The sequence below is a fragment of the Microbacterium gorillae genome, from assembly GCF_000826185.2.
Lineage (GTDB): Bacteria > Actinomycetota > Actinomycetes > Actinomycetales > Microbacteriaceae > Microbacterium > Microbacterium gorillae.
The window spans coordinates 170,708-184,308 of the sequence record NZ_LN648875.1 but is presented as its reverse complement, the minus strand read 5'-3'; the positions used below and the strand labels follow the sequence as shown (position 1 = coordinate 184,308).

Sequence of the window (13,601 nt, the reverse complement as noted above, 5' to 3'; positions counted from 1 at the left end):
GGATCGGGTCGGATCAGACCGCAGCGATCGCCTTCTCGGTGAGACGCTCACCGGTCTCGGCATCGAACACGTGCACGTGACCCGGGACGGCGGACAGCGTGACCGAGTCGCCCGCCATCGGGTGCTTGCGTCCGTCGACGCGAGCCACGATCTCGTGCTCGCTGGCCCCGGAGGCGTTGGCGCGGCCGTAGAGGTAACCGTCGGCGCCGAGCTCCTCGACGAGGTCGACCTGGACCTTCAGGCCCTTCGAGTCCGCACCGGCGACGACGAGGTCCTCCGGACGAACGCCGATCTTGACCTGCTTGCCGCTGACCTTGGCGAGCACCTCGCGCTCCACCGGGACGACCTCATCGCCCCACAGCACGCCACCATCGGTGACGTCGGTGACGAAGAGGTTCATGGCGGGAGAGCCGATGAAGCCGGCGACGAACTCGTTCGCGGGCTGCTCGTACAGGTCGCGCGGGGTGCCGACCTGCTGCAGGATGCCGTCCTTGAGCACCGCGATGCGGTCACCCATGGTCAGGGCCTCGGTCTGGTCGTGCGTGACGTAGACCGTGGTGACGCCGAGGCGACGCTGCAGCGACGCGATCTGGGTGCGGGTCTGGACACGGAGCTTGGCGTCGAGGTTCGACAGCGGCTCGTCCATGAGGAACACCTGCGGCTGGCGGACGATGGCGCGGCCCATGGCGACGCGCTGACGCTGACCACCGGAGAGGGCCTTCGGCTTGCGGTTCAGGTAGTCCTCGAGGTCGAGGAGCTTGGCCGCCTCGAGCACGCGAGCGGCGCGCTCCTCCTTGCCGACACCGGCGATCTTCAGTGCGAAGCCCATGTTCTCGGCGACGGTCATGTGCGGGTACAGCGCGTAGTTCTGGAACACCATCGCGATGTCGCGGTCCTTCGGCGGCACGTCGGTGACGTCGCGGTCACCGATCAGGATGCGGCCGGAGTTGACCTCTTCGAGGCCGGCGAGCATGCGCAGGGACGTCGACTTACCGCAACCGGACGGGCCGACCAGGACGAGGAACTCGCCGTCGCCGATCTCGAGGTTGAGCTTGTCGACAGCGGGGCGGGTGCCCCCCGGGTACAGACGCGTGGCGTCATCGAAAGTCACAGATGCCATGACGTTCTTCTCCTTCACCGGCAGGTACGTGCCGGACGATCCGTTGTGAATGAGCGACGGGGGTGAACCGCCGTGACCCGTCATCGGGTCGCGATCAGTATGGCACAGCCGGGCAGTCTGGGCATTTCCCAGTGTGAATCGGTAGCATCGTTCAGTTGCCGCGACGGCGGCGCGTCCGAATCCGACGGACGCGGGAGGCACGAAGACCCTATGGCGAATGACGAGACGAACGACCGGACCCCGGACGATCAGACCCCGAACGAGGAGACTCCGCAGGAGCAGAACCCGGCGGTCGTGAGTCCCGCACCGGTTCGTACCGGCGCGGTGCCCGTACCCACCGGACCGGTCGCGACCGATGCATCCGCGCGCACGCAGGTGCGTCAACGTGCGGAGCAGGTCAAGGCCAAGCAGCGGCGCGACCGCGTGATCCGTCGGTCGGTCCTGCTCGTGGTGCTGGTCGCCATCGTGGCCGCCATCGCCGTCGTCGTCACCTCGGTGCTCTCCGACGCCGCCGGGAAGCCGCAGGTCGCGCCGGCCAACGTCACCGCCAACGATGGCATCCACATCACCGCCGACGGTGTGCGCCTGCCGACCAATGCGGGCAATGGCACCATCACGAGTCCGACCGCGACGGCGACGCCGGACCCGTCGGCCACGGCCGATCCCGCCTCCAGCCCTGCCGCTCCGGTCAAGGTCCGCGTCTACTTCGACTTCCTCGATCCGGATTCGGCGACCTTCCAGTTGGCCAATGCGAAGCAGCTCGCGCGGATGATCTCCGACGGTTCCGTGGACCTGTCCTACCACCCGGTCGCGACGCTGACGTCGAAGTCGAACGGCACCAAATACTCTCTGCGAGCAGCCGCTGCATCGGCGTGCGTCGCCTCGTACGCACCGAACTACTTCTTCGCCTACACCTACGAGTTGCTGGCCAAGCAGCCGTCGACGGATGGCGACGGCATGACGGACGCGTCCCTGGCTGACCTCGCTGCGGCCGTCGGCGCCGGCGACCCGCAGGGGTTGCGCGGATGCATCACGAACGGCACCTACCAGCCCTGGGTGAAGGCGGCCACTGATCGTGCCAAGTCCGCGGACCTGCCGGACACGAAGCAGCCCCTCAACAAGGTGCCGCTGGTCCTCGTGAACGGCACACCCTACATCGGCGCACTCGATGACCCGGCTGAGTTCATGGCGTTCGTGATGGACGCCGAGTCGAAGGCCTACTACGCAACGCCCACCGCGTCGCCGACCGACTCCCCGACGCCGGCGGCCTCGGACACCGCCACCCCCGCGCCGACCGAGGCGGCCACGCCGGAGCCCACCGAGTCAGAGGTTCCCGCTCAGTGACGTGACGGTCAGCCGGTAGGCTGGCCCTCATGCCGACTTGGCGCAATTGGTAGCGCACCCGACTTGTAATCGGGCGGTTACGGGTTCAAGTCCCGTAGTCGGCTCTCACGTGAAGGCCCCGACTCTCGGATCAGTCCGGGTTTCGGGGCCTTCGCCGTGTTCCGGAGCAGGGAGGGGACGCATGAAGCGCCGGGGCGTGGGAGCTCTCGCTGTCGCTCTCGTCATGCTCCCGGAGACGCGCTCATCGACGTCAGCTACGACGCTCAGCTGCCCGCGCTGGATGCGGCGGAGTGGAACGACGTCGCCGCCGGCGTGATCACCGTCGAGGCGGATGGCGCGAACCACTCCGGCGAGGCGAACGGTTTCCGCATCGCCTCGATCGGTGGAGGCGGCGGCTTCGTCATACCCGTGGACGGCGCGCGAGGTCCAGATCCAGGTGGCGCGCCACCCGATCGCCGCCGAGGATGTGGAAAAGCTCGCCTCGACGACTACTCCGGGGCCACCGAGCCCTTCCGCATCGACCTGGCACCGGTCAACCCCTGACGTCGGGCTCAGCCGTCGACGGCGGACGCCGGTAGCAGTCCCCGGTGCTCCAGGATGACGCCGAGCTGGAAACGGCTGGTGCCGCTGCGCCGCGTCACCCCCAGCACCGAGCGTGAGTGGTCTCTCATCGAAAGATATGGAAGTTGCACACGGATGATCCGGGACCGTTCGTGGCGGACATCTGACGCCCTCGGCACTCGCCGGGGGCGTTGCTCGTTTCCGGAGGCCTCCTCGCTCGTGGTGGGGCTCTCCGGTGTTCCCGGCGGAGGGGCGCGAGCAGGGCATCGCCTTCCGGACGTGCCGGGTCCGGTCGCTGTGGGCACCGGGACTTTGCAGTACGTTCACGGCGATTTCCAACCCGCGGGGGAGAAACCGGCGTGGCCGCTGTGCATCGCGCGTATCGTCATGGGCTCAGCGCGGCAACCGCCCCGCGGCGATGCGCAGAGCAGCCTCGCCCGGGATCGCCCAGACGAAAGTGAGGGACTCCGCACGCGGGTGCCGTGGGCGCTCCCCGGTACGCCGGGGGCAGGCGCCGCTCATCAGCGGAGTCGACGTCATGTCTCGTATCTCTGAACGCCCCGCGCGTCCACCGCGCACGACCCGTCGCCTGACTGCCGACGACGTTCTCATCGTCCAACCGAAGAACCTCCGCACGGCGATCTCGGGCACCGTCGTCGGCAACTTCATGGAGTGGTTCGACTTCGGCATCTACGGCTACCTGGCCGTGACGCTCACGACCGTCTTCATCGGCGCTGACGCCGGCCCGGTCGGGCTCCTGCTCACTCTGCTCGGGTTCGCGATCTCCTTCCTGGTCCGCCCGATCGGTGGGCTGATCCTCGGTCCGCTCGGCGATCGGATCGGCCGGCAGCGCGTCCTGTTCCTCACGATGGCGATGATGGCCGCGGCCACCGCGCTCATCGGCCTGCTGCCGACGTCGGCGGCCATCGGCGTGTGGGCGATCGTGCCGCTGTACGTGCTGAAGATGGTGCAGGGCTTCTCCACCGGCGGCGAGTACGCCGGCGCCACGACGTACGTCTCGGAATTCTCGCCGGACAGCAAGCGCGGCTTCTGGTCCTCCTTCCTGGACGTCGGCAGCTACATCGGCTTCGCCGCCGGCGCGACGGCCGTCGCGTTGACGACCTGGATCACGCAGGCCGTGTCGGGATCGGGCGCAATGGTCGACTACGGCTGGCGCATTCCGTTCCTGCTGGCGATTCCCCTCGGCATCGTCGCGATCTGGTTCCGGATGCGGATTCCGGAAACGCCGGCGTACGAGGCGGAGCAGCGCGAGGGTGTACCGGAACTGCCGCAGACCGATCCGCTGGCCCGCCACGGCATCATCGGCATCATCAAGTATCACTGGCGCGAGATCCTGATCGGCATCGCGCTGGTGTCGGCGACCAACACCGCCGGCTACGCGCTGACGAGCTACATGCCGACCTACCTGGAGACCGAGGTCGGGGTGTCCAACCTCATGGCCGCCATCGCCACGGTCCCGGTGCTCGTCGTGATGAGCGCCTGCCTTCCGTTCATCGGCCGGCTCTCGGATCGCATCGGACGCAAGCCGGTGTACGCGATCGCGGTCATCTCCACGATCGTGCTCATGATTCCCGCGTTCGCGATCATGCAGATCGGCACGGAGTGGGCGGTCATGGTCGCGCTGGTCATGGTGGCCGTTCCGGTGGCGTTCTACGTGGCCATCTCGGCATCCGCGCTGCCGGCGCTGTTCCCCACCGCGTCGCGCTTCGGCGCGATGGCGATCGCGTACAACGTGGCCGTCTCGCTGTTCGGCGGCACGACCCCGTTGTTCAGCCAGTGGTTGATCGACCTCACCGGCAACACCTTCATGCCGGCGTTCTACATCATGTTCTTCGCCGCGATCGCCGGCATCGCGCTGCTGTCCATGAAGGAGACCGCGAAGCGGCCGCTGCTCGGCTCGGTGCCCTCCGTGGAGACGAGGGCGGAAGCGCAGGAACTCGAGCAGACGCAGGATGAGAACCCGTTCGTGGACACGTCCACGATGCCGTTGCCGATCGTCGGGGCCGGTGCCTCGAGCAGCTGAGGCCGACCTCCGCTGCAGCCGCGCTCCCATTCCCGCCGATCGGGAGTGGGGGCGCGGAACGTTGCGCACGTGCCCTGGCATAGAATCGCTGGGGCGGCGTATGCCCGCCCACGACTGTCGCACCGCTGAGGGAGTTGCCTTTTTCCATGGCAGAGATCATCTACACGCACACCGACGAAGCGCCCATGCTGGCGACGCACTCATTCCTGCCGATGGTGGAGGCCTTCGCCTCCCGGGCCGGAGTCTCCATCGCCACCCGTGACATCTCGCTGTCCGGACGCATCATCGCGACCTTCCCGGAGAACCTCGCCGATGATCAGAAGATCGGTGACGCGCTGGCGGAGCTCGGCGAGCTCGCCAAGACGCCCGAGGCCAACATCGTCAAGCTGCCGAACATCTCGGCATCGGTGCCGCAGCTGAAGGCAGCCGTGGCCGAGTTGCAGATGCAGGGCTACGACATCCCGGATTACCCGGACGCCCCGGGGACGCCCGAGGAGCAGGAGGTCCGCGCCCGCTACGACCGGATCAAGGGCTCCGCCGTGAACCCGGTGCTGCGCGAGGGAAACTCCGACCGCCGCGCACCGCTGTCAGTCAAGGGCTACGCCCAGAAGCACCCCCACCGCATGGGCGCCTGGTCGAGTGAGTCGAAGACGAACGTCGCCACGATGGGGCAGGACGACTTCGCCACCAACGAGCTGTCGGTGACGCTTCCGGCGGCGGACACGCTCACCATCCGGTTCGTCGGTGAGGACGGCCAGTCCTCCGACCTCAAGGCCGGCATCGCCGTCCTCGAGGGCGAGGTCGTCGACGCGACCGTCATGCGCGTCGCCGCCCTGGATCAGTTCCTGCGCGCGCAGGTCGCTCGTGCGAAGGAGGAGGGCATCCTCTTCTCCGCACACCTCAAGGCCACGATGATGAAGGTCTCCGACCCGATCATCTTCGGTCACGTGGTGCGGGCGTTCTTCTCCGAGCTGTTCGAGACCTATGGCGAGCAGCTCGCCGCCGCCGGCTTGTCGCCGAACAACGGCCTCGCATCGATCATCGGCGGGCTGGATGCCCTGGACGCGGACACCCGCGCCGGCGTCGAGCGCCTGATCGAGAAGGGCTACCAGGACGGGCCCGCTCTCGCGATGGTCGATTCCGCTCGGGGTATCACCAACCTGCACGTGCCGAGCGATGTCATCGTCGACGCGTCCATGCCTGCCATGATCCGCGACAGCGGCAAGATGTGGAACGTCGGCAACGAGCGCCAGGACGCCCTCGCGGTCATTCCGGACTCGTCCTACGCCGGCGTCTACCAGGCCGTGATCGAGGACTGCCGTGCGAACGGCGCCTACGACCCGGCCACGATGGGCGATGTCCCCAACGTCGGACTGATGGCGCAGAAGGCGGAGGAGTACGGCTCGCACGACAAGACGTTCGAGATCGCCGCTCCCGGAAAGGTCCAGGTGGTGAACGCCGCCGGCGATGTTCTCCTGGAGCACACCGTCGCGACCGGTGACATCTGGCGCGCATGCCAGACCAAGGACATCCCGGTGCGCAACTGGGTGGAGCTGGCTGTCGAGCGCGCTCGCGAGTCCGACACCCCGGCGGTGTTCTGGCTGGACGAGAACCGCGCCCACGACGCGCAGCTGATCGCGAAGGTCGCCGCCTACCTGGCCGACCTCGACACGGACGGTCTCACGATCGAGGTCATGAACCCGGTCGACGCCACGAAGTACTCGGTCGAGCGCATCCGCCGCGGCGAGAACACCATCTCGGTGACCGGCAACGTGCTGCGCGACTACCTGACCGACCTGTTCCCGATCCTCGAGCTCGGCACCTCCGCGAAGATGCTCTCGATCGTTCCCCTGCTCGCCGGTGGTGGGCTGTTCGAGACGGGTGCCGGTGGTTCGGCGCCCAAGCACGTCCAGCAGGTGCAGGAGGAGAACCACCTGCGCTGGGACTCGCTGGGTGAGTTCCTCGCGCTCGCGGTGTCGTTCGAGAAGAACGCCAAGCAGGCCGACAACCCGCGTGCCAAGGTGCTCGGCGTCGCACTGGATGCGGCGACCGGTCGCTTCCTGGACGAGGACAAGTCGCCCTCGCGCTCCGCCGGCGAACTCGACAACCGCGGCAGCCACTACTACCTGGTCCGCTACTGGGCGGAGGAGCTCGCGCAGCAGACCGCCGACGCCGAGCTCGCCTCCGCGTTCGCGCCGATCGCGGAGGCGCTCGTCGCCCAGGAGGACGCCATCATCGGCGAGCTGAACGGCGCACAGGGATCGCCGGTCGACCTCGGTGGCTACTACCACCCGGACGAGGCCAAGGTGTCCGCCGTCATGCGCCCGTCGCAGACCCTGAACGCGATCATCGACGGCATCAGCGCCTGAGAAACCGTCACCTGAGGACCCTCGACCGCTTCGGCGGCGGGGGTCCTCGTCGCTTCGAGGACCGGATTTCTCGGTCCGGTCCGGTGTCGCCTAGCGTGGGACGGTGACCCCCGCTGATCCTCACGCACCGCGCCTGCCGCTCTGGCTCGCTCTACTCGGCGCCGTTCTCATCGGCGTCCTGACGGCGGCCCAGGCGCGCATCAACGGCGCACTCGGTGTGGAGCTGCACTCCGGCTTCGTCGCGGCGTTCGTCTCGTTCGGCAGCGGTCTGGTGCTGATGGCGGTCGTGTCCGCCCTGATTCCGGCCGGACGTGCCGGCGCACGCTCGCTCGTGCGGGGGCTGCGGGAGAGACGGATTCCGCCGTGGATGGTTCTCGGTGGTGTGGCCGGAGCCCTCACGGTGGCCACCCAGGGCCTCACGGTCGGGATCATCGGCGTCTCGCTGTTCACCGTCGGCGTCGTCGCGGGGCAGGCTCTGTGCGGACTGGTCATCGACCGGATCGGCTACGGGCCGGCCGGGGTCGTGGCGGTGACCGTGGCGCGACTGATCGGGGGAGTCCTCGCCCTGGCCGCGGTGGTCGTCTCGCTCACCGGCGACGTTCTCGGCCGCACAGCGTGGTGGATGCTGCTCCTGCCGTTCGGAGCCGGCGTCGGCATCGCCTGGCAGCAGGCCACCAACGGCCGCCTGGGTCGCGCCGTGGGAACGCCGTTGACGGCGACCCTGGTCAACTTCATCGGGGGCACCGCCGTGCTCGGGGTTGCCGCCCTGATCAGTGTCGCCGTGACCGGACCCACCGCACCGTTTCCCACCGATGCGTGGTTCTACATCGGCGGGGCGATGGGTGTCGTGTACATCTTCCTGGGGGCCGCCCTCGTCGCCCGCACCGGAGTGCTGCTGCTGGGTCTCGGCAGTGTGGTCGGTCAGATCCTCACATCGCTCGTGATCGACGCGATCTGGCCCGCGCTGTCGGGTCCGGATGCGTGGCATGCGACGGCGATGGGCGCGCTCGCGCTCGCGTCCGTGGTGGTCGCGGCCTCACCGTGGCATCGGCTGCGTCCGCGCCGGGCGTCCCGCGCCTGAACGCGCGGCCCCTTCCGGTCAGCGACGGATCACGGGCGGAGCGGGGGCGGCGCGACTGACGACGCTGACCTCGCGTTCGTCCTCCGATCCCATGGCCCGCACGTGCTTCTCCTGTCGCCGCGATGCACGGGCGATCCGGGCGGCGGCGGCATCGGCCCTGCGCTTGACGGCATCCGCTGGTGCGTTCGCGCCATCCTCGCCCACCGGGGTGGGCGTTGCGCCCTCCGTTGCGGACCGGCTCTTCTTCCGCTCCTTCTCGGCCTTCTTCTTGGCCTTCTTACGGCCCTTCTTGCCGTGCTTGTCGCTCTTATCCTTGTTCTTCTTCTTCGATGGGGCCGCAGGCAGCGCCGTCGGCAGCTCGCCGGTGGGCATGTCGGAGAGGAACGCCTCGGCGTCCAGCTCGCGGCGGCCCCGGACCCGGTCGTCCGGCTTTCCGCCGACGTAGAGCCAGCCGAGCAGTCGCTCTCCGGAGCGCAGACCGTGCGCGAGAGCCACTCGCTCGGCGCGCGTGTGCTCGCCCGTGCGCCAGATGACGCCCCACCCGGCCTCATCCAGGAGCAGACTCAGGGTGTGGGCGACGCCGGCCGCGACCGCTTCCTGCTCCCAGCCCGGAACCTTGCTGCTCGGCCGCTCCACGACCACGACGGCGATGAGCAGAGGCGCTCGCAGGGGTTTGGTGGAGACGGCATCTTCGCCGCGAGCGTGCGCCAACGCCCGGCCGAGCCGCAGCCGAGCGTCGCCGCGCAGTTCGATCAACCGCCAGGGTCGCAGGGACGAATGGTCCGCGACGCGTCCGGCCGCGGCCACGAGGCGCGCGAGCTCGTCGTGATCCGGTGCGGAGTCCGTGACCTTCGACTGCGAACGGCGGGCGAGGACAGCGTCGAACGCCGTCATTCCTCCGTCTCCGGGGTGAACTCGAGCGCGAGGGAGTTCATGCAGTACCGATCACCCGTCGGCGTGCCGAAACCGTCCGGGAACACGTGGCCCAGGTGCGATCCGCACGCGGCGCAACGCACCTCGGTGCGCACCATTCCGAGGCTGTCGTCCTCGATCAGTTCCACCGCCTCCGGGCGGACCGACTCGTAGAAGCTCGGCCAGCCGCAGCCGGAGTCGAACTTGGTGCCGCTGCGGAAGAGTTCGGCGCCGCACGCGCCGCACGTGTACAGCCCGGCGCGGCTCTCATCCAGGAGCTCACCGGTCCACGCTCGCTCGGTCGCCGCCTGTCGCAGCACCGCGAAACGGTCCGGGTCGAGCTGTTCTCGCCACTGCTCGGGGGTCTTGTCCACGCTGTACGACATACCTCCATTCAACAACGTCGCGAGAGCATGTGGGGCACCGGTTTCCGGACGCGGGACAGAATGGGGTGTGAGCACACCAGAGCAGGCCGCGACGGACGAGGTTCGCGAGCGGTACGCCCGGTTCGCGCGGGACGAGGCGCCGGGTCGCAGCGAGGTGTATCGGCGATGGGCGACGGGCGTCGCCGCCGACGCGGAGGTCGCCGGCATCATCGCCGCCCTCCCGTCGCAGCGACGTCAGCCGCCGCTGGTGTTCGCCGTGACGCGCCTTCTGGGCGCGGGGGAGGGCGACGACACCGCGGAGTGGACCGCCTTCGTGCGGGCGCACCGCCAGGAGATCATTCGGGAGATCGACCGACGCTCGCTGCAGACGAACGAACCGCAGCGGTGTGCGGCGCTGCTGCCGGCACTCGCGCTCGTCGACGGCCCGATCGCGCTGGTCGAGCTCGGCGCCGCGGCGGGGCTCTGTCTGTATCCGGACCGGTACGCGTACCGATATCGCGCGGTCGACGGAGTGCGCAGCGTGGGGCCGGTCGGCGGTTCCGGCGTCGTCCTGTCGGCGGACCTGTCCGGCCCCGCACCGCTCGCCCTGCCGCAGATCGTGTGGCGGGCGGGCGTCGACCTGTCCCCGTTGGATCCCGCTGACCCGGAGGATCGTGCGTGGCTGCAGGCCCTGGTCTGGCCGGGCGAGACGGGTCGGGCCGAACGTATCCGCTCCGCCCTGGACATCGCCGCCGCAGACCCACCGTCGCTGGTGTCGGGAGATGCCGCCGCCCGCTTGCCGGAGCTCGTCGAGCGCGCGCCGGCGGGGGCGACCGTGGTCGTCACCACGCCCGGCCTGCTGCCGTTCCTGCCCTGGCGGCAGCGCAACGCGCTCGTCGAGATGATCCAGGCCCTGCCCGTGCGGTGGGTGACGCTGGATCGTCCGGGGCTGTACGAGGGCCTGCGGGGCCCGGTCGAGGAGGTGACGGACGGGTTCGCGCTCGCCCTGGACGGCGAGGTGCTCGCGGACGCCGACCCGCTCGGTGCACGCGTGCGCTGGTTGGGCGAAGCGGACGGCTCGATGTCGGGGGTCGGTCGTACGGTGAAGCCATGACGATGATCGACCTCAGCCCCCGAGACCGCCTGATCCTCGAGCTCGAGGCGGACTGGCCGGGGCACGGCGCCGCCAAGGAGGATCGCATCGAACGAAACCTGGGGATCACCGCCGTCCGCTACTACCAGTTGCTCGGGCGACTGCTGGACGCTCCCGCCGCGCTCGCGCACGATCCGCTGCTGGTTCGGCGCCTGCGCAGAATGCGCGAGACGGCCGCCGTCGCCTGACACGCCCCCGTCCGGCGGATTCTGATGGAGTCGCCCGGTAGCATCGGGGGGTGCCGAAGAACCGATACCCGGACGACCGATTCGACGCCGTGCCGCGAGATCAGGGCCGTGTCGGCGCGCATCGGGCCGAGAACCCACGCCTGCGCCTCGGACTGGTGTTCCTGTGGGCGGCGGTCGGGGCGATCGTGCTGTTCCTCGTCGGTGTCTTCGCCGCGCTGGTGGTGACCGATCGCATCGATCTCTTTCCCGCCACGCAATCGACAGCCGCGGTGACCCCCACTCCCACCGTCTCGCCCACGATCGACACGAAATCCGTCGTGCTGATCCTGAACGCGGGGCCCACGGATGCCGACACCGAGGTCGCGCAGCAGGAGGTGCTGGCCGCGGGGTGGACCGCCGACGCGGTGCTGACCGTCTCGAGCGACCAGAAGGACTTCCCGACCTCTACCGTCTACTACGTGAACCCCGGCGATCGCGGTGCGGCGCTCGGGCTCGCGAAGACGCTCGGTCTCGCGACCGTTCAGCAGAGTGATGCCTACCAGCAGGACGCGGCGTCCAAGAAGATGCAGCTCACCGTCGTGATCGGCGAGGACTTCTCCTCGAGCGAGTGATCGGAGCGGAACGGTCCGGTCCCGGCGAGGAGCGCGATTCGGTCGCTGAGAAGCGCGTGTGCGCGGCTTGCACTCGGCATGGTCGAGTGCCAGAATGGCTGTTAGCACTCGCCTCATGTGAGTGCTAAGCAGATTCGCCTACGTCCGGGAGGGACGACACACACATGGCAAAGATGATCGCTTTCGACGAGGAGGCCCGCCGTGGTCTCGAGCGCGGCCTCAACATCCTGGCCGACGCCGTCAAGGTGACGCTCGGCCCGCGCGGTCGCAACGTCGTACTCGAGAAGAAGTGGGGCGCCCCCACGATCACCAACGATGGTGTCTCCATCGCCAAGGAGATCGAGCTGGACGACCCGTACGAGAAGATCGGCGCGGAGCTCGTCAAGGAGGTCGCCAAGAAGACCGACGACGTCGCCGGTGACGGAACCACCACCGCCACGGTCCTGGCTCAGGCGCTCGTGCGCGAGGGCCTGCGCAACGTCGCGGCCGGCGCCGACCCGATTTCGCTGAAGAAGGGCATCGAGAAGGCCGTCGCGGCCATCATCGAGCAGCTCCACGCGAACGCGAAGGAGATCGACTCCAAGGAGCAGATCGCCGCGACCGCGTCCATCTCCGCCGCTGACCCGGCCATCGGCGAGCTCATCGCCGAGGCGATCGACAAGGTCGGCAAGGAGGGCGTGGTCACCGTCGAGGAGTCCAACACCTTCGGCACCGAGCTCGAGCTCACCGAGGGCATGCGCTTCGACAAGGGTTACATCAACCCGTACTTCGTCACCGACCCGGAGCGCCAGGAGGCGGTCTTCGAGGACCCGTACATCCTGATCGCGAACCAGAAGATCTCCAACATCAAGGACCTCCTGCCGATCGTCGACAAGGTGATCCAGGATGGCAAGGAGCTCCTCATCATCGCCGAGGACGTCGAGGGCGAAGCCCTCGCGACGCTCGTGCTGAACAAGATCCGCGGCATCTTCAAGTCCGTCGCCGTCAAGGCCCCGGGCTTCGGTGACCGTCGCAAGGCGCAGCTGCAGGACATCGCCATCCTCACCGGTGGCCAGGTCATCACCGAGGAGGTCGGTCTCAAGCTTGAGAACGCCACCCTCGACCTGCTCGGCCGTGCTCGCAAGGTCATCATCACCAAGGACGAGACCACGATCGTCGAGGGTGCCGGCGAGGCGTCCGCGATCGAGGGTCGCGTCACGCAGATCCGTCGCGAGATCGACAACACCGACAGCGACTACGACCGCGAGAAGCTGCAGGAGCGCCTGGCCAAGCTCGCCGGCGGCGTGGCCGTCATCAAGGCGGGTGCCGCGACCGAGGTCGAGCTGAAGGAGCGCAAGCACCGCATCGAGGACGCCGTTCGCAACGCGAAGGCCGCCGTCGAGGAGGGCATCGTCGCCGGTGGTGGCGTCGCCCTCATCCAGGCCGGTAACGCCGCGTTCGGCGAGCTCGAGCTCACCGGTGACGAGGCGACCGGTGCGAACATCGTTCGTGTCGCCATCGAGGCTCCGCTGAAGCAGATCGCCACCAACGCCGGCCTCGAGCCGGGTGTGGTCGCGCACAAGGTCGCCGAGCTGCCGACGGGCCACGGCCTGAACGCCGCGACGGGCGAGTACGGTGACCTGTTCGCGCAGGGCATCATCGACCCGACCAAGGTGACCCGTTCGGCGCTGCAGAACGCCGCGTCGATCGCCGCGCTGTTCCTCACCACGGAGGCCGTCGTCGCTGACAAGCCGGAGAAGGCCGCCGCACCCGCGGGCGACCCGACCGGTGGCATGGACTTCTGAGTCACACCGAGTGAACGAAGGGCCCCGGCTGATGCCGGGGCCCTTCGCCGTTCCCGCCCGGGGGCGGCG

12 protein-coding genes and 1 tRNA gene are annotated in these 13,601 nt (G+C 68.8%); 9 read left to right on the top strand and 4 right to left on the bottom strand.

Features of this window, described 5'->3' with window-relative positions:
* Nucleotides 1–13: 13 nt before the first annotated feature.
* Nucleotides 14–1,120, bottom strand: coding sequence for an ABC transporter ATP-binding protein (locus BN1193_RS10370; RefSeq protein WP_040166834.1), 1,107 nt, complete (start codon nt 1,118–1,120; stop codon nt 14–16).
* Between the two features lie 210 nt (nt 1,121–1,330).
* On the opposite strand from BN1193_RS10370, the gene BN1193_RS10365 reads away from it, so the two are divergent.
* Both BN1193_RS10365 and BN1193_RS10360 read left to right on the top strand, forming a co-directional pair.
* Nucleotides 1,331–2,464: a thioredoxin domain-containing protein gene (locus tag BN1193_RS10365; RefSeq protein WP_052460646.1), complete on the top strand. Its 1,134-nt coding sequence runs from the start codon at nt 1,331–1,333 to the stop codon at nt 2,462–2,464.
* Nucleotides 2,465–2,495: 31 nt separating this feature from the next.
* Nucleotides 2,496–2,568 (top strand) — tRNA-Thr (locus BN1193_RS10360).
* Between the two features lie 850 nt (nt 2,569–3,418).
* Here the strand turns inward: BN1193_RS10360 and BN1193_RS18040 are convergent.
* Nucleotides 3,419–3,565: a hypothetical protein gene (locus tag BN1193_RS18040; protein WP_154670787.1), complete on the bottom strand. Its 147-nt coding sequence runs from the start codon at nt 3,563–3,565 to the stop codon at nt 3,419–3,421.
* On the opposite strand from BN1193_RS18040, the gene BN1193_RS10355 reads away from it, so the two are divergent.
* From BN1193_RS10355 to BN1193_RS10345, 3 genes are all read left to right on the top strand, one after another.
* Nucleotides 3,564–5,069 carry an MFS transporter gene (locus tag BN1193_RS10355; RefSeq protein ID WP_040166203.1) on the top strand — a complete coding sequence of 502 codons (1,506 nt, stop codon included), beginning with the start codon at nt 3,564–3,566 and terminating at the stop codon, nt 5,067–5,069. The two genes, BN1193_RS18040 and BN1193_RS10355, sit on opposite strands and share 2 nt — an antisense overlap.
* Nucleotides 5,070–5,215: 146 nt before the next feature.
* Nucleotides 5,216–7,438 carry an NADP-dependent isocitrate dehydrogenase gene (locus BN1193_RS10350; RefSeq protein ID WP_040166201.1) on the top strand — a complete coding sequence of 741 codons (2,223 nt, stop codon included), beginning with the start codon at nt 5,216–5,218 and terminating at the stop codon, nt 7,436–7,438.
* 103 nt (nt 7,439–7,541) lie between these two features.
* Nucleotides 7,542–8,519 (top strand): DMT family transporter, encoded by a 978-nt coding sequence (locus tag BN1193_RS10345; RefSeq protein WP_040166200.1) that lies wholly within the window; start codon nt 7,542–7,544, stop codon nt 8,517–8,519.
* Nucleotides 8,520–8,537: 18 nt separating this feature from the next.
* Here BN1193_RS10345 and BN1193_RS18575 read toward each other — a convergent pair whose 3' ends face one another.
* Together BN1193_RS18575 and msrB are read right to left on the bottom strand one after the other, a co-directional pair.
* Complete coding sequence (locus tag BN1193_RS18575; protein WP_094770433.1) at nt 8,538–9,413, bottom strand: nitroreductase family protein; 876 nt, start codon at nt 9,411–9,413, stop codon at nt 8,538–8,540.
* The gene (msrB, locus tag BN1193_RS10335) at nt 9,410–9,817 is read right to left on the bottom strand and encodes a peptide-methionine (R)-S-oxide reductase MsrB (RefSeq protein ID WP_040166199.1); all 408 of its coding nucleotides are present in this window, start codon (nt 9,815–9,817) and stop codon (nt 9,410–9,412) included. Before msrB ends, BN1193_RS18575 begins: the two co-directional genes overlap by 4 nt.
* A gap of 67 nt (nt 9,818–9,884) precedes the next feature.
* On the opposite strand from msrB, the gene BN1193_RS10330 reads away from it, so the two are divergent.
* From BN1193_RS10330 to groL, 4 genes are all read left to right on the top strand, one after another.
* Nucleotides 9,885–10,910, top strand: coding sequence for a DUF2332 domain-containing protein (locus BN1193_RS10330; RefSeq protein WP_040166197.1), 1,026 nt, complete (start codon nt 9,885–9,887; stop codon nt 10,908–10,910).
* Nucleotides 10,907–11,137, top strand: a complete 231-nt coding sequence (locus BN1193_RS10325; RefSeq protein WP_230206483.1) for a DUF3263 domain-containing protein — start codon at nt 10,907–10,909, stop codon at nt 11,135–11,137. Before BN1193_RS10330 ends, BN1193_RS10325 begins: the two co-directional genes overlap by 4 nt.
* A gap of 50 nt (nt 11,138–11,187) precedes the next feature.
* On the top strand, nt 11,188–11,748 hold the full coding sequence (locus tag BN1193_RS10320; protein WP_040166196.1) for a LytR C-terminal domain-containing protein: 561 nt from the start codon (nt 11,188–11,190) through the stop codon (nt 11,746–11,748).
* A gap of 164 nt (nt 11,749–11,912) precedes the next feature.
* A complete protein-coding gene (gene groL, locus BN1193_RS10315; RefSeq protein WP_040166193.1) occupies nt 11,913–13,532 on the top strand; it encodes a chaperonin GroEL in 1,620 nt (539 codons plus the stop codon).
* Nucleotides 13,533–13,601 lie beyond the last annotated feature (69 nt).

What these genes read in the sequence shown, in the direction of transcription:
- BN1193_RS10370 (WP_040166834.1), bottom strand. Translation starts at nt 1,120, where the DNA reads ATGGCATCTGTGACTTTCGATGACGCCACGCGTCTGTACCCGGGGGGC.
- BN1193_RS10365 (WP_052460646.1), top strand. Translation starts at nt 1,331, where the DNA reads ATGGCGAATGACGAGACGAACGACCGGACCCCGGACGATCAGACCCCG.
- BN1193_RS10355 (WP_040166203.1), top strand. Translation starts at nt 3,564, where the DNA reads ATGTCTCGTATCTCTGAACGCCCCGCGCGTCCACCGCGCACGACCCGT.
- BN1193_RS18040 (WP_154670787.1), bottom strand. Translation starts at nt 3,565, where the DNA reads ATGACGTCGACTCCGCTGATGAGCGGCGCCTGCCCCCGGCGTACCGGG.
- BN1193_RS10350 (WP_040166201.1), top strand. Translation starts at nt 5,216, where the DNA reads ATGGCAGAGATCATCTACACGCACACCGACGAAGCGCCCATGCTGGCG.
- BN1193_RS18575 (WP_094770433.1), bottom strand. Translation starts at nt 9,413, where the DNA reads ATGACGGCGTTCGACGCTGTCCTCGCCCGCCGTTCGCAGTCGAAGGTC.
- msrB (WP_040166199.1), bottom strand. Translation starts at nt 9,817, where the DNA reads ATGTCGTACAGCGTGGACAAGACCCCCGAGCAGTGGCGAGAACAGCTC.
- BN1193_RS10325 (WP_230206483.1), top strand. Translation starts at nt 10,907, where the DNA reads ATGACGATGATCGACCTCAGCCCCCGAGACCGCCTGATCCTCGAGCTC.
- groL (WP_040166193.1), top strand. Translation starts at nt 11,913, where the DNA reads ATGGCAAAGATGATCGCTTTCGACGAGGAGGCCCGCCGTGGTCTCGAG.